Origin of the sequence: Pseudoalteromonas neustonica, from assembly GCF_001653135.1 — a bacterium.
GTDB lineage: Bacteria > Pseudomonadota > Gammaproteobacteria > Enterobacterales > Alteromonadaceae > Pseudoalteromonas > Pseudoalteromonas neustonica.
Map to the genome: position 1 here is coordinate 332,302 of NZ_BDDS01000001.1, position 19,356 is coordinate 351,657.

Genomic DNA, 19,356 nt, shown 5'->3' on the forward strand with positions numbered 1-19,356 from the left:
AGTTATTATGGTATAGCCAGATTTAATCAATTTGGATATACCAATGAATAAAAAACTACTTCCTTTAAGTTACTCACTTTTACTTTTAAGCTTTGGTGCCAACGCGCAAGAGGCTCAACAAAATGAGCTTGGTATTGGCCTAGCTGTAATATCACAAAATGCTGGTTATGATATAGGCGCCGAAAGTAACGTTGTACCAGCATTACTTATTAATTATGGTGATTTTAGTCTGCTTGGCCCAGAAGTTAAATATAATCTACATCGAGGTGATGAATTTACATTTGACCTTACCGGCTCTATTCGTCTTGACGGTTATTCAGCAGATGATGACAAGTTTTTTACCGGTATGAAAGATAGAGATTCAACCATAGATTTGGGCTTTGCCTTGGAGTACGAACTAGGGCCGGTAGATGTTGGTTTTAGCATGGCAGCTGATGTGTTGGGCAAGCATGAGGGCTATCAAGCCGGTCTTACCTTTGGTCATAATTTTAAATTTGAATCTACCATGTTAACGCCTTTTATTGGGCTGGAATATCAAAGTGAAGAATTAGTCGACTATTACTATGGCGTGCGTCAAGAGGAAGTAACCACCACGCGTGATTTTTACCAGGCAGATGCAGCAACCCAAGCGGTTGCTGGTTTAAGAGGTATGTGGTGGTCAGGCCCGCATCATAGGGTGATTTTTAGATTAGAGTACTCAGTATTAGGCAGCAGTATAGAAGATAGCCCCCTTGTTGATGGTAGCAATAGTTATGAGTTTATTATGGGTTACGCTTATGTTTTCTAAAGCTAGCCCCATGCTCTGTGGATTTTTAGCTTGCTTAGGTCTTTTGTTATCACCGCTTGGCCAAGCAAAAAGTGTTACTGATGCTAATATTGGGCAAGAGCGTATAAGTACATTTTTCACTGGCATCATTGAAGGTCAACAGTCGGTAAGTTTACGCTCTATGCAAGCAGGGAGAGTTATTTCTTTGTCTTTGCTAAATGGCAGTACCGTTAATAAAGGCGATATCATTGCCGAAATTTATTCGCCCGAGTGGGCGGATAACTGGCATCAAGCGCAAGCTAATTACCGAGAAAAAAAAGCTAATCTCATTCATGCGCAAAAAGAGTGGCAAAGAGCAAACTCATTACATCAACAAGGTTTACTCGCGCAGACTGATGTTGATAACTTAGAAGCAAGCTATTTGGCAACAAAAGCGGGTTTAGCTGTTGCGCAAGCGCAGGTAAACAGCAGCAATAATCGCTATCAAGAGCGCTTAATTCGCGCTCCTTTTTCAGGATTAGTAAGTCACCTTCATGTTCGACAAAGTGACTACCTTAATACGGGTCAGTCTGTACTTGTTTTAGATGAAGTTAAACGCCAAAAGGCCCGATTCGAGTTACCTGAGCGTTTTGCCATTTCCTTATCATTAGGTCAACAAGTCACCTTAACTATCCCTGCTTTAGGGCTGCATCAACAAGTGCTTATTACCGAGTTGGCTCGACCAAAAAAAGGCGCTAGTCGATTGTTTGAAGTAACTGTCGCTTTAAGTCAAGCGCAGCATAAATTCATAGGGTTACAAGCGCAGCTGAGGATTAATTCTGCGGAGGTTTTATACCGTGTAAAACAGTCTTCACTTCAATATGATTTGGCTGGCGAAGGCTATGTTTATGACGATGTAAAACAAACGAAAATCGGCGTTATTGTTGAAGCAATCAAAGGTGATTACCTGCTATTGCGCGCTATATCAGCACAGGTAGATTTAGCGAGTTGTTGCGCAAACACCATTATGGCTGAAAGCACGACGGCTTGGGTGCTGAATGATATCGACAAAAGTCGAGGGCTGCACTAATGTTTGCTTGGCTATTTAATGACAGGTTAGTGCTGTCAACAGCATGCTTATTAGTGCTTCTAGGTAGCGTGAGTTGGTTTAATATTTATAATCAAGAAGACCCAACGTTTCCATACCGCTCAGCTCACATCAACTTTAGTTACCCTGGGGCTACTGCGGCAGAAGTGGAAGATAATGCTATTAAAGTGATCGAACGTCAGTTAAGTGGGTTGGAAGACTTAGTCCAGATAGATAGCAGTAGTTTACCTGGTCAAGGAGTTATCTCACTTGAGCTGGCAGGGCATATTTATGAAACGGACCTTGCTTGGCAGCGTATTCGTAATGAAATTGCAAAACTTACTGATGTGTTACCATCAGGTGTTAGTCAACTTACTTTAAATGATCGTATTGGTGATACGCAAGGCATTGTACTGAGCATTCAAGCAAAAGAAAGTCACTCGGTGCTTGAACAACGTGCTGCGGCACTCTCTATTAAAGAAATGCTATTACAAGTTAGTGGAATACGTAATGTAGAATTAGTTGCTGATCCGGGTCGGCGAGTCAATTTAACTTACACCGCACAACAGCAGTTATCGTCAGGTATTTCCCCTTTAGGTATCGCATTATTAGTTAGCGAACAGAACGTGTATCGTCCAGTAGACAGTTTACGTAGCCTCGAATACTTAAATCCTGTGCAATCTCCAGGTGGACTAACTGATAGCGCCCAAATAAATAGTTTGGCGATAAATAATAAGCAAGGACAAAATTTTATTCTAGCGCAACTGCTATCTGTACAAGAGCAGCCAGATGAATTTGCTGACATTGGCTTTAGATTTAATGGTAAAAGCAGTATAGGCCTGGCTATTACCTTGGCTCCAGATAGTTTACGGGTGACTGACTTTATTAGCCGATTTGATCACGCCCTGCTAAAAATAAACCAAGCTTATCCAGAGTTAGTAATTGAGAAAGTGTTTTTCCAGCCACGTTGGACCAATGAACGACTAACGGGGTTGTCTTGGTCATTACTATTTAGTTTTGTACTGCTCGCGTTAGTGTTATTTATATTAATGGATTGGCGCTTAGCGTTAATGGTGTCGGTGGCTATTCCTGTATCTACGGCAACTACTATCTTAATTTATGGTGGTTTATTTAATGGCGTATTAGAGCAAATGTCTATGGCTGGTTTAGTGATCAGTTTAGGCTTAGTGGTTGATAACAGTATTGTCAGCGCCGAATTAATGCAACGCTACCGTCAACAAGGCATGTCTGCATTAGCAGCGTCAAAGCGCACCATCAGTGAATTAACCAAACCATTATTATGTGCCTCGTTAACCACCATAGCGGCTTTTTTACCTATGTTATTGGCTACAGGTGACGTTGCCGATTTTGTTCGTACCATTCCTGTTGTAGTCATTACCGGCATTGCCAGCAGTTTGTTTGTTGCACTGATTTTGGTACCCGCTTTAGGTCGGCATTTACTTAAGGTCAAAAGTAGTCATACAGGAAGTGAATTGGGCATACGCTTTATTGAAAAAATAATTAGCGCACCCAAAACCAGTTTATTATTTTGTTTTATCATTTTAGCTGGGCTCTCGGGTAGTCAAGCTTGGGTGGGTAACGAGTTTTTCCCTACAACATCACGTACTACTGCTTATATTGACATTGAATTACCCGCGGGCAGTAGCTACCAAAGCACACTTACTCAGGTAAAAATGACGGAAAAATTACTTAGAGGTAATGAAAGCATCACTGACATTGCCAGCTTTATTGGTTATTCAGGGCCGGGCTTTTATTACAATCTTAATACCTTGCCAAGACAAAAACATATGGCTCGTATCGCTTTTCATACCAAGCATGGTGCTAATACACGAGATGTAGTTCGATCGTTAAATACAGCACTTGATGGTTGGCAAAGTAATGCATATATCCGCGCGAAAGAGTTGGGGCAGGGGCCGCCGATTGATAGCCCCATTGAAATATTTATTAATGGTAATGATCGTAAACAGTTAGCACAGGCCAGTGAGAAAATACGCGAATTGTTAATTGCGCATGATCAAACAATAAATAGCCGTATTCTTTATAACGAAAGAGTTACTGCAATGAAATATCGCTTTGACCGAATTGAAATGAACAAGGCCGGTATAAGTAATCAAGATATTGGTAGTTATTTGCAATGGTTAAGTGAAGGGTACTTGGCGACGGTAATCAATGACAATGGTTATGCCGTGCCCGTTTACATCAAAGCTTCCGAAAAAGACACAACTCACAGCAGTAACCTAACGAGTATTACCTTAGTTAATGAGCGCGGACAATGGCCTATCAGTTTGTTTGCTCAACCCTATTTTAGTTCTGAATCGCCGCAGTTATTTCGTCGAAATATGCAAGCGAGCATGGCAGTACGTGCCGACTTACTTGTTGGTGCAAACGATGACAGTGTATTAGAGTCACTGGCGATTAACTTGAAGACGATATCCGATGACTTTAATGTTGAAATTAGCTTTGGTGGTGAAGGCGAAGAATCAAGTGATGCCAACAGTGCAATCATGAAAGCTTTGCCCGTCGGTTTACTGCTCTTGGTCACTTGTTTGTTAGCGCAATTTGGTTCTATTCGTTTAACCTTCATTATTTTGCTTAGTATTCCTATGGCTGTTTTAGGTATTTATCCCGGCTTAGCGTTATCAGGTAAAGCATTTGGTTTTATGGCCTTGCTGGGTGTATTAGGGTTAGTTGGCGTGGTGGTAAATAATGGCATTGTATTGATTGATAAATTTTTATCTGAAATTAATCAAGGCCAAAAATTAGAGGCTGCCCTTATTAATTCGGTCATTTTACGCATTCGACCCATCTTATTAAGTACGTTAACAACAGTCCTAGGTTTACTGCCTCTGGCGTATTCTAGCAGCCCATTGTGGCCACCATTGGCATGGGCTATGATGAGCGGCATGATATTTTCGACTCTTCTAACCTTAATTGTTGTTCCTTGTGCAACCAAGTTGGTTTGGTCTAAAAAGCAAACTAAAGCTGCACAGAGTGATAAAGTTACTCTGGCTGTAGAGAGGTATTAATGCGAATTTTAGTGGTAGAAGATAATATTCAGGTTGCAGAATTATTAAAGTTGGCTTGTTTTAAACTAAATGCTCGTAGTGATATAGCAGTAACGGGCAAACTAGCCTTGGCTATGTGCGCAGCCACACGCTTTGACGCTATTATTTTAGACTTAGGTTTACCCGATATGGACGGCATGCAGGTATTAGCTAGATTGCGTCACCTTAGTTGCACCACGCCAGTGTTAATCCTGACAGCGCGTGGTAGTTTGCAAGACAAAATTGAAGGCTTGGATGGTGGTGCAGATGACTATTTAGCAAAACCATTTGCTACAGAAGAGTTATTGGCAAGACTCCGCGCTTTATTACGCCGCCCTGACCATTTTACTGGTAATCAGTTATGCCATGGCAATATGGTTTTAGATCTGAGAACGTCACATTTATCGGTTGAAGGTGCGCGTGTTGAGTTGGGGAAAACCGAGTTTTCTATCCTCAGCTACTTGTTACGCAATACCGGCCTTACGGTGTCAAAAGACGCTATCATCAGCAGTTTATTTGGTTTCGATGATGATATCAGTGAAAATGCCGTGCAAGTTGCTGTGCATAGATTAAGGAAGAAGCTATTGCAACACAAAGCCTCTTTTAATGTGAAAACGCTACGTGGAATCGGTTATGTTTTACAACATGAAGCATAATATGAAGTCATATTTTCACAATAATATTACGCGATTAAAAAACTACCGCCATTCACTAACTTATACCCTGTTAAAGCATTATGTTTTGGCTGGTTTGATATTGTTTCTTAGTGTTGCAGCCGTTTATGCATATTGCTCTACCAGTTCCTTTGCCAGTATTGCGGCTAATGAAGCTTCAAAAGAGCTTGCGTTTGATATTCATGATGCGTTAACCATGGATGAACAGGGGGATTTGACTGTTAACCTTAGTGAAGTTTCTCAATGGTCTTATGATGCTTTATACAGCAATATTGGCTTTAGGGTCGTAAGCCAAACCTCTTTAAAGGAGCTAATAAAATCTGCACCACTAGAAGAAAAGTATAAAACGCTACTACATTATGTACCGTTGAATATACCCGAAGGAGGGGTAACCTTAGCGTCTGATTTAGGTGAGGTTATTGGTTTTCGTCATGCAGACAGTATTAATGGCCTGCCGATTTATATTGATGTAGTGCGTAGTGATCGTTTAGGGAAATTTGCCGAAGAAGCGGTTTTACCAGCCATTATTAATAGTATGTATTTAGCCGCAGGCACCTCTTTGGCACTATTTATTGCGGTTTGCTTCTTCTCCATAAATAGTATCACTAAAAAAATTCGTAGTATTTCGATGCAAGCAAATCAAATTGAGCCAGATCAGATGGAAAAGCGACTGCAAGTTGAACATGTACCAAATGAAATACAACCACTTACGGAAGCAATGAATAGAGCATTAGATAGAGTTGAATTAGGTTTTAATCAACAAAAACGCTTTGTCGCCAATGCTGCCCACGAATTACGTACGCCGCTAACTATTTTACAGGGACGAGTAGAGCTTAATGATATTCCTGAGGTTATCAGGCAGACGTTATTAACTGACATTACCTATATGAGTCGATTAGTTGAACAGCTGTTGGATTTATCTCGGGCGCAAAGTCAGCACAGTTATTCTACGCAACAAGTCAACTTAGCAGAGGTAATGTCGCAGGCATGTCAAATGCTAGGACCAATGGTTTTAAGTCTTAATAAAGATCTTGAACTGATAGTAAAAGATCAAGATTGTTATGTTGAAGGTGATAAAGCTTCATTAACCATAGCCTGTAAAAACTTACTTGAAAATGCACTTAAATACTCCCCCAAACAAGGTAGAGTAATTGCTGTAGTCGCCAATAATAGCATCAGTGTTAGTGATAATGGCACTGGTTTTAATGACGTAGATAAAGAGATGGCAACGCAAGTATTTTGGCGGAAGGGCCAGTCAGATAATAAAGGTAGTGGTTTAGGTTTAGCTATCGTTGATGAAATCTGCCGAGCACACCAAGGACGCTTAATTATTGATATTTGCCCAGAGCTTAACGGTGCACTTATGCGGTTAGATTTTAGCTAAGCTGAATACGAAATAATGAATGTTAATTGGCAAAATAAATTCATGGATAATGTTTTTTTGCATAAGCTTTTGATTTTGATTTTGATTTTAATTTTTAAAATGGGTGGTTTACTCACTGCGTTAAAAATCACTTATATAGAATAACTATATAAGTGATTTTGCTTTGTTATTGAGCTGTTTTTATATCGCTATAATATACTCAGGCCACCTCAATGTGCAGGATTCCGCATTTCACTGGAGCTTAATATCAAGGCGTTCCATTATTTATTAGGCATTTGACTCTTTTGGCCAAGTCCATGCGAACCAAACAATTAGCAAAGTTAAAATAGCTTCAACTGCTGCATACATTTTATAAAAATACCACCCAGCTACATAGGTAAGATAACCTAACATTAGTGTCATTATTAAACCGACAAGAATGTTTAAAACTCTATTAATAGTCGCTGGTAATAGTATGGATAAGCAGATCATTAAACTGGTTACTAACATTATTGATGATAAACCCAGTAAAACACCTTGGTCACCTGAGCCAAAAAGAGTCGTGCCATTTATCATGCTTTCTAATTTTTCGGGCGTATATAGTTCGAAGTAGTCACAATAAATATACAAAGACATAGCGGACGCCCATATTGCGCTAAGTTTTATTTTTATATTTACTTCGTATTCTGATAGTTTCAACATTACAAATCACCTTAAATATTTCTATATAGTTTAGATTTATGTCTAACGCCCCGCACATGCGCGCGAACTTGTGAGCTCGCAGACCCCGAATGAGGTGGATTGTTAGGCTAGACTACAGCGGTTTCGCCCTGATAACTCGAAAAACTAATGGCTTTATATATACGTGAGAAAACCATGAAATCCCCGCTATTACCAATATACCTATAAGCGGAATTATTGCTCCAGTAGAAACTATTGAGCCAAATACATAACCAAAAATACACTCAGTTCTGTATATAGGTAGGAATAAACCGACTACTACCAAACCTAAAGACAAGTAAATTGCAACGTTTTCGTAGCCAGCACTAAAACTGAGTGACTGTACAAAGCTCAAGACCAGCATGCAAAAAAAACCGATGAGTAAGACTCGTAAAATTTTTGCCCTTACTAGCGCGTCATCAGGTTGAAGAGTTACACGCTTCTCTATCCTTACTGTAGAAAGCCAAGCCAAGAATGGAAGGATTAATAATCCCCACCAGTTTGATATTGAAGGATAATCAGAGCGGTGCAACAAGTGATGGCTCAATATTCCACCATTTAAATGCTCCCATAATAGATGTGCCGCTACAAAAAGTATGGTAGCTGCAATCACGTAGTATTTTAATTTTTTTGAATTGCTTTTAGTCATTTTTATTCTCGAGTTTAAGTGTGTGCCTAACGAGCCGTAGAATAACTCGTTTTTAATTTATTTTTATTGATGTATCGTCCATACCTTGCTAAGCGGAAATAACCAAATGGATTAAATGTTTACTTTACATATCAACGTCTTGTTTTTACAGTTTGTTGCTCATTTAGTTAATTGCTATGTCTAGACCGCTATGAATAGAATACGAAAATACACTTTTTAATTGATGACTATTTTAAGTGTTTTTTACACTGTATTTGTCCATCTGCTTCGGCTTCTCTTCTTCAATGGTTATTGATTATGTTAACTAACTATCGCCGGATACCATTCGGCTAGCCCGATCCCAAATAAACCCACCAAGAATATAATGGATATCAACACCATTAAGCTTGCTGTGGCGATTGTAATAATTTTATTAGTTGTAGTTTCGGCATGTCTTACCAGCTCAGCAATTAGTAAAGGGATTACATAAGAGCAAATACTTACAGCTAGCACGGTTGGACCGGTAAACGTTGTGGTATCAACTCCTAAAGTACCAAATAGTAAGAACCAAGCAAAAATCATCAACCGAAAAAACAGTACACCATTAGCTGCGAGGTATAAGCGTATTGCCCATATTTTATGAAGGCTAATATTACGTTTCTTGGCGGCTCTAACAGCTAATATGCTTGATAAAATAACCACGCAACCACCAAATATAGTTAGTCCTTGCATTAAGGTGTTGCCGACGGTTCCTCTGGCTATCATAAGGTACATACCTGCTACAGAGATGGTACAGGCAAACAATACGAACACGCGGCCATTATAGCGATGAAACTTAGTATACTTTGCTCTTATTGCGGGTATGAGCTGTAAGCTACCGCCAATTATCATCACTATGGCGAGTAATACATGTACCGCATACATTGAATTACCGATGGGGTCGCTGGCAACATAGGCGGTGCTATTTAGGCGACTCCAGCCAGATATTCCCGTAGTGATCCCCGTGAGCCCGTACCCTAAGGCGAGGTAAGTAACAAAGCAGATTTGTGCCATCAATAGGCACGTAAACCATATTTTTTTACTGTTATTGAGCAGTGTATTTGGTGTTATTTTAATTTTAGGCATTGGTGTTTTCTTTTTATCAATGATACAGATAACACCAATATAAAGGGCTTGTAGGGCGGTTTCTTATCAAATTCGGAATTTGAGCAACGATATATTGATAAATTTTTGCAATTAGCGAGGGCGGTATAGACATATTCACTAACAAAGTTTTTTTGCCAATATGTATGTTAATTTGTACTATGTAATTCAGGCCACGTTGTTTGTTAAAACGTCATTTTAAGAGCACGCTATTATGCAAAATTATTCCCCTTATTATCTTCTTCTTTTTGTTTGTATGGGGTTAATGTTTTTAAATGCGTTGAAAAAAGATAAGCAGCTGGTTCATTATTTATTTGTGGTATTTTGTGGCTCCCTTTGTATGGTGGGGGCGCAAAAAATTAGTGCACCAAGCTTGGGGGAATATCAGTATTTTATTGGCTTGTTTACTTGTGCAACATGTAATGCATCATGGTTAATATCACGGGCTTTATTCCGTGAGCATAACCCTATTTCACGCAGACATGTGGCAGTGGCTGTAACCATCGCGCTGTTGATCATGTTTAATCAAACATGGCACTATTTGGTTAGCCTTGATCCGCAAGCACTTTCTAGCAGTCATGTAATGTGGCGGTTAAAACAAGGCATGAATGAAATAACAGGTTTACTTTCATCGTGCATTTTAGTGCTTTCTTTTTGGGAGTCGATGAGAGGCTTTAATAGCAAAACACACGCTCAAAAAGTGCAATCAGTGATTTTTGCTAGTGCCTACTTTTTAGCTGTTTTTAATGCCAGTATATTACCTGTATTTATATTTAGCCCAGCTGAAATTGAGCTTTATAACCCCATAATTATTACTTCATCTGCGCTGTTAATTGTATTAGCGATGCAAGCAGTCATGGCACTTCAAGCAAGTATCTCCAACAAGCAAACATCACCTCAAAATTATGAGAGTGAGGTTGGTTTTGATAGCGATGAAGTAAAGCATCTTAGCAATAGCACTCATCATCAAGAGCAAGTACCGACTGAGTTGATAGCTGGTATTTCTGAACTCATAAACAAAAAAAAGCTATTTTTACAAACGAATCTTAAAATTTCAGATTTTGCGCAAGCGCTGATGGTGCCTGAATATAAAATTAGCCGGGCGATTCGCTTTCACTATAAAGTAGCTAATTTTAACCTGTTTATTAACCAATACCGTGTAAATTATGCGAAAGCGTTATTAGCAAGTGAGCAAGCTAAAGAGTGGAGTATTTTGAGTATTGCACTTGAGAGCGGCTTTTCGTCTCTGGCGACCTTTAACCGGGTGTTTAAAGCTATCGTAGGGAGTATTCCTAATGAATATCGAAAACAAAATAGTGACTATCAAAGTCCGATCCTTGCAGGGCTGGTTGAGTAGATACTTATTGATTCTTAGTGATATGCATTAGGTTGTATTAACTATCGTAGGACTGTTTTGAATTATTTAGCCCACCTTTATTTAGCAAAACCTACTGCCGACTCACATTTTGGGAATTTACTGGGAGATTTTGGTGGCCAACGGCAGTTAACACAGATACCCACCACGGTTAAAAATGCGCTAGATAATCATTATTTAGTCGATAAATTCACAGATTCACACCCTTTTGTAAAAGAAGCGAAGCAGTATTTTTCTCCTAAGCGTAGGCGCTTCGCAGGGGTTGCGATTGATGTGTTGTTTGATCATTTTCTTATTCAGCATTGGCATACTTTTAATCAACAACCACTAAATGACTTTAAGCAAACCAGTTATGGGCTTTTGGGTAAACGTATACCCGTTATGCCAGCGCGAATGCAGCGCGTAGTAACCAGCATGACAGAAAACGATTGGTTTAAAGAGTACGAAACTGTCGATGGGGTGGGGCTGGCGCTTGATAATATTGCTGCGCGGATTCGTTTTACTAACACCTTTACTGGCGCTGCTGAAGATATTACCCGTTATTACACTGAATTAGATGCTATTTTTTTAGCATTCTTCCCTGAGTTGATTAAGCATGTGAATCAATGCGCTCTTGAGGGAGCTTAAGATGGTAACGTAAATGTAGGTCAGGCTTTAGCCTGAAAGTTATGTGAGGTAGAGGTATCGCTTGGCGGAATTAATTTTGACCTAAATAAAAAATAATTCCGCTAAAATCGTCTTGATTGATGGCTAAACCTGGCTTACTCATCAGGCCCTTTTAACGTGAAAACTAAATGCCTACGCATGTCTTTTAAAATAACGCCTTTTTTTAACATCGCGCCACTTAAGCGTTTTTGCCATTTTAATAGATCGGGTTCTGCCGCTTCTAACGATTGCTGATCTTCAAACTGGAAGCACAGTAGCAAAGAACTTGGAAATAAGTGATATTGCACATCAAACCAGCATTGTAACATGCCAGGGATTTCAGTACGGGCTTGTTCTTCAAGTGTATCAGCAGTTTTTATTACCACTGCTTGTTGTTTTATTTGCACTGCAGAAAGTTTTTTCATCGTTTTAATCCAATTAGAGGCTAAAAATGCAGCCAGATAAGTGGATTATAACCGAGCTTGCAGAGTGCCAACAACTTTAAGCAAGAGTTAAGCTAAATCTTATCCAAAAGCTAAGTCATATGGGCTATTTGTTGTAGGTGCAGAACTTGCGAATTGGTGGCTAATTTACTGTGATTTATTATGAAAAAAGGTGTATGAAATAAATCTATTTGCAACTTCAAATCTCGTGCTTTTGGGTTGAAGCCGAACTTGCGGTTTAACACGAGTCTATTGCAGTTCGATATTTATCACGACAAATTAGCTCCACAATGTAGAGGAAGTGATAATACCAATCTGCATAAATATTTGAACAGTTTAACTAATTAAATCAAGGTTATAACGTTGTTAAATTTTTATTTAAACCAACCCTTTGGGCGTTTCACAGGCACTTACTCTCAGCGTTATTACTTCTTAAAAGGGATAGCCATTGTTGCAAAGTAACGCCTTGATATTAAACCCCTGTGAAACGCTGAATTCTGCATCTTGAGGTGGCTTGGGTATATAAAACAGCTACAACGCAAATATAAACACTATGATCCAGGTGGTTGTTTTGATAAAACCAGACCTTTTGCCCTAAGTGATAAATCGCACCAGCTTATCATCACAGTAAACAGCAATAAGTAGCAGTACAAGGGCAAGTAATGGTACATAAATAAACGAGGCTACTACGTCACCTCGCATAACGACGTTGAGTATCAACGGCATCAGGATGATCACAGTGGCGATGATGCGATAACAGATCAGTAAGGCTTTATTGAGCATGGGCTATTCATTGTGTTTGCTAATATATGGGCTATTTTAGAAACAAATGGTTAGCGGCACAAAAGGATAATATTCACTCGATGAGTGAGTCATACTCATCTATTGCGTGGCAGTAGGTCTGACTTTTTTAGCCAATTGATAAAACATTGAATATCGTGGCGTTCAGCATCTTCTTGTCGATAAACTGCATACAATGATTTTGGGTAGGGCATAAATTCATTAAATGGTGCGACAATCATCCCGCGACTCAGTGACGTATTTTCAATAGGAAACATGGCAAGCGTCATACCTAATCCTTGTGTGGCAGCATTCATTGCAGACTCGTAATCATTAAATGTAAGTGAGCGTTTGCTACTGTTGAGTGTTACCCCCATGGCTTTTGCCCATTGCTGCCATGCGTCGTCAATATAGGTAAAGTCAATTAACGGTAATTGACTAATATCTGTTAATAATTGAGGTTGGTGTTGATTGGCAAAGGTGGGTGAGCATACTGCTGCCACTTGAATATCGACGAGTTTTTGCGTCATAGTATTAGGCCAATTACCATCACCTAGCCTAATCGCTAAGTCGATATCATCGTAGCGCAAGTCCGACAGCTTATTCCCTATTTCTATTTTGATTTCTATATCTGGATGGGCAGCTTGAAATGCACCAAGTTGTGGGATAATAATGTTACTGGCTAAGGAAGTGAAACAAGATATTTTAAGGGCAGGGGACGAAAAGTGGTGCTGCAACTTTTTAGTACCATCTTCAAACTGGGTTAGCCCTCGCTGCACATATTTTAAATACATTTCGCCTGCTGCATTGAGTGCTACACCACGGCTTTTTCGTTGAAACAAAGCAAACCCTAAATGCCCTTCAAGCGCTTTTATTTGGTGGCTAACAGCTGATGGAGTAATGAATAATTCTTCACTGGCGGCTTTAAAGTTTTCTAGACGTCCAGCGGCTTCAAAAATACTTAACAGGTGAAGGGGAGGGTATTTATGTTTCATTTATAATGATGCCTAGCTGCAATTTACTCAAGCATAAATTAAAAACAGCAATAGGTGAATATAATTCAATATAAAGTGAGTGCTGGCTTGCCTTTACTGCGCTTTATTATTGGTGTTATTTAGCTTTATTGAATTTATCAGTGGCAAAAAGATCTGGTTTGATTGGGGTGAATATAAGTGTTTATTGCTAGTTATTAGTTTTGCATATGAGATTATAATACCAGTAATGATCGTCTGTAACTTTAGTTGATAATGATAAAAATGTGCCCCAACCTCAAGTCATCGCTTATAACTGCTTTTTTACTTTCCTTTTTGAGCGGATGTGGGGGGAGTGATGAGCATAAGTCTCCTATTATTGATCCGCCAATCACAGAAGTAATAAATCAAACGCCAATTTTATTGTCAGCGCCTTTGGATGCGCATGAAGGGCTGATGTATCGTTATTCATTAACTTTTAAAGATCCTGAAAACGACCTAGTTACTGTTACACCTAGTTTGCAGCCAGACTGGTTAGTATTTGATGCTACGACGCAAACATTCTCAGGAATACCTGCTTATAAAGATGTGGGTGAGCACATTATTACGTTTCAGTTTAGTGATAGTGAAAACCAGCAAACAAAACAGCAAGTTTTTAAAGTACAAGAACGAGCAAATACACCACCAATTTTAATAACGACAAAGGCTGCCGCCAGAGCGGGTGAAGCATTTTCATTAACTCTGCAAGTAAGTGATGTAAACTCAGATCCAGTTAGTGTATCTATTGCTGAACTGCCTAATTGGCTGTCTTTTAATAGCCGTTCTTTTGAGCTAACAGGGATAGCAACAGACGCTGATGTTGCTGAGTTAACGTTAAATGTGTCTTTATCAGATGCTCGCGTGACAACAGTTAAACAATTAATTATCACCATTTCACCTAGTTATGTTGAAACGGCTTTGGTTTCTGGTAATGCGTTAGATGTACCAAACAGTGAGCTATTATTAGACGCAGCGTTAGCTGAAGTTGATGCACATAGTTTGCGCTTTCAAACCATCAAACAAGCATTGTTTCAATATGATTCACAGAGCCCATTAACGGCACTAAGTTGGAACCCAACATGGGATGCAACCTTATTAAAAGCAAAGTATCCGTTTAATCAAACTGTGCTCTATACAAACAATAGTTGGCAACAAGGGTATGAAAGCAAAGAGCAGCCTTTGGCTATTGCAGGCAATAATAAAGATAACAGCGGACGTTATTTAGTTTTTGGTAGTAACCCATTTCGCACTGAAATTAACCAACAAATGCAGACGTTTTTGGGTAATAGCTCTACATGGTTAGCAGGGCGCAACATTAATTTGGCTGAGCCGCTTAAATTAGTTATGGCGCAACTTGATGAGAGTTATTACTTTAAAGATCAAAGTCAAACACGTTTATGGTTCGATACCCACTTTGCCGACAACGTGAGTTATAACGAAGCTGGCGCATGTGATAATACTGCGCTAACAGGCTGCTTAACTGACGACATTGATGTATTAATTATTTCGCAGCACCTGCGTACAGAACATAACACTGAGATAATAGCAGCAGCGGTAAAACAAGCTCTAGCGCGAGATATAGCGGTACTTTATATTCAACGAGATGGTAGTCAAACACCGTTAGGACAAGCCTTGTTTGAGCTTATGAATATAAATGTTATTGCAGATAATTACTGGCATCGACTAGAGCTGAAAGATTGGGATTCAAACGTACTTAACAATACTTTACCCGCAGCGGCTCAAGTAGTTAAAGATCTACTGTTACGATTTAAAAACGATAGCTTCACTGTCGACCTTTCGAGCTGTGATAGACGCAGTTGCCCAGATCAAAGCCAGTACCAACAACAGTTTGCTGATGCCGCAGAAATTATCAAAAATGACTTAAGAGAGTTTGATCTTAATAAGCGTATGATATTTGAAAGTGAGGGGCATCGTTTTCATAAGTTACTAGCGTTATTAGGCGATCACTATCGCCAAACAGTCACATTTCCGATGGATAAACTAAGTAGTGATACGAATGCTTTTTTTAAATCATTATTTGCTGATCATTCGGTTGTGAATCTACGAAAAGTGAACCCAAAGCAAACCGACATGGGAAATTTTAGCCGCAGCGATTTTAGCCATGTAACGCCTAAAGTGGTAACCGTGACTATGGTAAGCAAACCCAAATTTCGCTCTGCTGGGGTATATGCTTTACCTGGGCAAACGTTTTCTATTACTCGCACTGATAATCAAGCTGTATCTACCAAAATATTTGTTAATTCACTACGCGATGGTGCCACTCATTTTATGAGCGAAAATGGTTATAACCGACCGTCTAAATTACAATCGATTCATGTTCCAGTTGCTAGCAATGAAACGGTATATTTTACGTCACCTTATGGTGGGCCTATCCAAGTTGAGTTTGATAAAAATAATATATCGGTCAGTTTTAAGTTTGAAAGTGTAGGGCAGCATCCATATTGGCGAAGCCCAGTTGATGATGTGCTTTTTGCAGAGCAACTAGAAAAAGGCGATTTCGATTGGGCTGAAGTGGCAACGGATGGCTTTGAAATACATTCAAAACTTGAGAAAATGCGACAATCGATTAATGAAGGTTACTGGCCAGTCGCTTCTGACTTTGCTAATGCGGTTGTGCGTTATACGCATAATTACCCTCATGTGTTAGCGGGCTTTAAAGGTCCTGGTATTTCTGTGGTTAATGAGAACCATGACTTTGCCACTAGCCGTAATCTTGAAGTGCAAACAATTGATATTGTAAAGCACATGAATGCAGATCAACCTACATGCGGTTGGGGGTGTTCTGGTAATCCATATGATGCAGGTTGGAATTTTAACCCTGTTGGTCATGGTGATATTCATGAGCTTGGCCATGGGTTAGAAAAAGGGCGTTTTCGTATAGATGGGTTTGGCGGTCATTCAAATACAAACTTTTATTCTTATTACACTAAATCGCTTTTTGAAGATGAGACAGGTAATTCAGCAAACTGCCAAAGTTTACCGTTTGAAAGTTTATTTAACCATTTACAACATAGTAAAAAGCAGCCTGATCCATTTGCTTACATGCAAGGGTTGGCTATGTCCGAATGGTCACAAAGTCATGCCATTTACCTACAAATTATGATGGCGGCACAAGCATATAACAAACTTGAAAATGGTTGGCATTTATATCCACGACTACACATTATAGAACGTGCTTTTAGCCAAGCCGATAACAATGAGAGTAATTGGCAAGCGCAAAAAAATGCATTGGGCTTTAATTACTACACACTCGCAGAGGCAAAGTTGATAACTAATAATGATTGGTTACTGATTGCATTGTCAGAGGTGACGTCGCTTAATTTAAGCAATTATTTTACTCTGTGGGGAATGGCAACTTCGGCTAAAGCGCAGCAGCAAGTTAATAGTAAAAATTATCCCGTATTAGGCGATGTGTATTTTGCTGCGAGTGAAAAAGGTTATTGCAGTTCGTTAAATCACACTCAAGTTGAAGTGGATGGTGCGCAAATATGGCCAAACAATTAATAACCTGTCTATAAAAAGAGCAGGCCGAAAGTGTTGTTTCGACCTGTTTTATGTCGTTAATTTGATATTACATACCCAAGCCACCTCAAAATGCAGAATTCAGCGTTTCACAGTGGCTTAATATCAGCGTTACTTTGCAACAATGGCAATCCCTTTTAAGAAGTAACAATGATGAGAGTAAGTCCCAGTTAAACGCCCCGCGGGTTGATTTTAAAGCGATTTATACTAGGTTACTTTTATAAGGGATCGATTTTAACAATAGAACCATTATTACTAGCAATCAATGCCTTGCCTAAATCGCTTTAAATTCCAACGACGCTCGCACCTTTAGGTGGTTTGGGTATATGAGCTACTTCATTGAGCGCCATGCAAATGTAGAAGCGGCGATTACAACGGCGGTAGCAATACCTAAATAAAGAGTCTCTAAGGCGCCGCCAAATTCAACAGCATGCTCTAAAAATACGATAACCAGTACGACAGAAGTGACTTGCACGAGTGTTATTTTTAAGTCATGAAAGTCCTTAATGTGGAATGCGGCTAAAAATTGAATCTCATTTGACTTAGGGGGCGCTATAAATAGACGATACAAACTGATGGCGATAACTTGTAATGTGATCCCGATTAAGAGTAAATCGAGAATTTTAAGTAACTCTACTATAAGTTCTTTTCCACCTTTAGCCGAGTCAGGCAAATTGAATATAGTTATTTTTACTATATTAAACACAATATTAATGCATGACACGTAAACCAGCAGTGCTGATAATGCTGCGGTGATTACGGCTATGATGACTAAAAATCGACTATTTTGAAAAATCTTTTCCATGTTATCCAACTTATAACTTTGCTAATGCCTATACGAATTTTAGTTTAACAAAGTTTACTTAATAGGTATTTTTATTTATTCGTTTTGGGGGGCGTGGGGAATTTGATTGAACCACTACCAGCTTGGTAAAGCTAATAGTGGTTTATGATTCTCGTTATAATGCTTTTAAGCTTTTTTCTAACATTGCTTGAATTTGTTTAACTATCTTTGCTTCTGTTTCTGGTTCAAATTGTGCAATGCGTGGAGTATGGATATGCCCTGTGGGAATGCTTGAATTTAACTCGTTACGCAGGCGAATACTGCGATACGAAATTTCATTCGATAGGTAGCCACCACCACCGCCTTTTACTGCAATGGCATTTTTTAGTTTATTCAAACTGTTGGGTTCAAATGCTTTTTCAAGTGTAATGACTTTGTGGTTATCATTTATGGTAAATGGCCCTTTAGCTTGTTGTATTTGTGTAACGGGTAGGCTGAATTCTACAAATTCGTTACCCGGTAGCGGGCGCTCGTTTAAGCTTGGTATTTTAGGGGCTGTTGCTGTGCCACCATAAACAATATTGGCGTTGTCTGGAGCGGTGACGCTGCGGCGTTTGCCCGGAAAGCGCTCAAGGTCAAAGTCTTTACCCCCCATACTTACAGTTACTATCATATCGACATTATTTAGTGCGTAGTAAGGTGCAAGTAGTGCTTCAATAATGCCTTGATCAAAATCTTCGTAGCGCACAGGCACCATCACGGTATTTATTTCTGCGCTAATGCCTTTATAAGTGATCACTTGTCCGTCTAATAATAATGCGGCTACGCCAGATGGATTACTTTGGTTGATGTTTCGATCAAGTAAGAATGGGTCAAAACCAGTCAGTAAAATCTTTTTTGCGGTGCTTTTAGAGTAGGCAAGATCGGTGCGGCCACGACTGCCGTTTTCTAACATAGTTAACAGAGTACTCTGCTGTGCTGGAGTTAAGGGGAATTCGGTTTTTGTGGTACGAATTACTTTGCTCGAAAGTAAGCGAGCCCAGTATAGTTCGCGATCATCGTAACTTTTACTGGTTACAATACGGGTTTTAGCGTCTTGCCAAAGTTGGCTTGAGTAATCATGTATTAAGTCTGTTGCTTGCTTGAAGTTTTTTAGGCTTTTCCAGCTGTGTTCAAATTGCGTTAAATCATCAGAAAATGCAGCTAAAACCTGTGGCATTGCTGTTGCGGCTTTTTCAAGGCGTAACTCTTCAACTGTTAAGTTAGCGCTCAAGGTAGAAAAAGAAGATAGCATTAAGCTAGTGGCTAATAGTTGTTTGATCATGGAGGTCCTATGCGGTTAGCGCTATTT

16 protein-coding genes are annotated in these 19,356 nt (G+C 39.4%); 8 read left to right on the plus strand and 8 right to left on the minus strand.

The window, feature by feature from the left end; genetic code table 11:
• Positions 1 to 43 precede the first annotated feature (43 nt).
• From A7967_RS01425 to A7967_RS01445, 5 genes are read left to right on the plus strand one after another with little or no spacing between them, the layout of a single operon-like run.
• On the plus strand, positions 44 to 787 hold the full coding sequence (locus A7967_RS01425) for a MipA/OmpV family protein (RefSeq protein WP_064435287.1): 744 nt from the start codon (positions 44 to 46) through the stop codon (positions 785 to 787).
• A complete protein-coding gene (locus tag A7967_RS01430) occupies positions 777 to 1,835 on the plus strand; it encodes an efflux RND transporter periplasmic adaptor subunit (protein WP_157756398.1) in 1,059 nt (352 codons plus the stop codon). Before A7967_RS01425 ends, A7967_RS01430 begins: the two co-directional genes overlap by 11 nt.
• On the plus strand, positions 1,835 to 4,879 hold the full coding sequence (locus A7967_RS01435; protein WP_064435289.1) for an efflux RND transporter permease subunit: 3,045 nt from the start codon (positions 1,835 to 1,837) through the stop codon (positions 4,877 to 4,879). Before A7967_RS01430 ends, A7967_RS01435 begins: the two co-directional genes overlap by 1 nt.
• Positions 4,879 to 5,553, plus strand: a complete 675-nt coding sequence (locus tag A7967_RS01440; RefSeq protein WP_064435290.1) for a response regulator transcription factor — start codon at positions 4,879 to 4,881, stop codon at positions 5,551 to 5,553. The genes A7967_RS01435 and A7967_RS01440 overlap by 1 nt, the downstream gene beginning before the upstream one ends.
• A gap of 1 nt (position 5,554) precedes the next feature.
• A complete protein-coding gene (locus A7967_RS01445; protein WP_064435383.1) occupies positions 5,555 to 6,955 on the plus strand; it encodes a sensor histidine kinase in 1,401 nt (466 codons plus the stop codon).
• Positions 6,956 to 7,222: 267 nt separating this feature from the next.
• Here the strand turns inward: A7967_RS01445 and A7967_RS01450 are convergent, their stop codons facing one another.
• The 3 genes from A7967_RS01450 to A7967_RS01460 form a co-directional block, all read right to left on the minus strand.
• A complete protein-coding gene (locus A7967_RS01450) occupies positions 7,223 to 7,636 on the minus strand; it encodes a DUF6326 family protein (protein ID WP_064435291.1) in 414 nt (137 codons plus the stop codon).
• A 112-nt stretch (positions 7,637 to 7,748) separates the two neighbouring features.
• Positions 7,749 to 8,303: a hypothetical protein gene (locus tag A7967_RS01455; RefSeq protein WP_064435292.1), complete on the minus strand. Its 555-nt coding sequence runs from the start codon at positions 8,301 to 8,303 to the stop codon at positions 7,749 to 7,751.
• Positions 8,304 to 8,603: 300 nt separating this feature from the next.
• Entirely contained in the window at positions 8,604 to 9,407 is an 804-nt protein-coding gene (locus A7967_RS01460) for a DUF2306 domain-containing protein (RefSeq protein WP_064435293.1), read from the minus strand.
• A 232-nt stretch (positions 9,408 to 9,639) separates the two neighbouring features.
• Here A7967_RS01460 and A7967_RS01465 point away from each other — a divergent pair, with 232 nt between their 5' ends.
• A complete protein-coding gene (locus A7967_RS01465; protein ID WP_244507082.1) occupies positions 9,640 to 10,782 on the plus strand; it encodes a helix-turn-helix domain-containing protein in 1,143 nt (380 codons plus the stop codon).
• Positions 10,783 to 10,839: 57 nt separating this feature from the next.
• Entirely contained in the window at positions 10,840 to 11,427 is a 588-nt protein-coding gene (locus A7967_RS01470; RefSeq protein ID WP_064435294.1) for an acyl carrier protein phosphodiesterase, read from the plus strand.
• A gap of 134 nt (positions 11,428 to 11,561) precedes the next feature.
• Here the strand turns inward: A7967_RS01470 and A7967_RS01475 are convergent, their stop codons facing one another.
• From A7967_RS01475 to A7967_RS01485, 3 genes are all read right to left on the minus strand, one after another.
• Positions 11,562 to 11,870: a hypothetical protein gene (locus A7967_RS01475; RefSeq protein ID WP_054203467.1), complete on the minus strand. Its 309-nt coding sequence runs from the start codon at positions 11,868 to 11,870 to the stop codon at positions 11,562 to 11,564.
• 612 nt (positions 11,871 to 12,482) lie between these two features.
• Positions 12,483 to 12,671: a hypothetical protein gene (locus A7967_RS01480; RefSeq protein WP_054203466.1), complete on the minus strand. Its 189-nt coding sequence runs from the start codon at positions 12,669 to 12,671 to the stop codon at positions 12,483 to 12,485.
• A gap of 95 nt (positions 12,672 to 12,766) precedes the next feature.
• Positions 12,767 to 13,663, minus strand: coding sequence for a LysR substrate-binding domain-containing protein (locus A7967_RS01485; protein ID WP_064435295.1), 897 nt, complete (start codon positions 13,661 to 13,663; stop codon positions 12,767 to 12,769).
• A 261-nt stretch (positions 13,664 to 13,924) separates the two neighbouring features.
• Here A7967_RS01485 and A7967_RS01490 point away from each other — a divergent pair, with 261 nt between their 5' ends.
• Positions 13,925 to 17,203: an ImpA family metalloprotease gene (locus A7967_RS01490; protein ID WP_064435296.1), complete on the plus strand. Its 3,279-nt coding sequence runs from the start codon at positions 13,925 to 13,927 to the stop codon at positions 17,201 to 17,203.
• Positions 17,204 to 17,552: 349 nt separating this feature from the next.
• On the opposite strand, the gene A7967_RS01495 is transcribed toward A7967_RS01490, so the two are convergent.
• Both A7967_RS01495 and A7967_RS01500 read right to left on the minus strand, forming a co-directional pair.
• Positions 17,553 to 18,026: a YqhA family protein gene (locus A7967_RS01495; RefSeq protein WP_054203463.1), complete on the minus strand. Its 474-nt coding sequence runs from the start codon at positions 18,024 to 18,026 to the stop codon at positions 17,553 to 17,555.
• A gap of 154 nt (positions 18,027 to 18,180) precedes the next feature.
• On the minus strand, positions 18,181 to 19,329 hold the full coding sequence (locus A7967_RS01500) for a PA0049 C-terminal domain-containing protein (protein ID WP_054203462.1): 1,149 nt from the start codon (positions 19,327 to 19,329) through the stop codon (positions 18,181 to 18,183).
• Between the last annotated feature and the right edge of the window lie 27 nt (positions 19,330 to 19,356).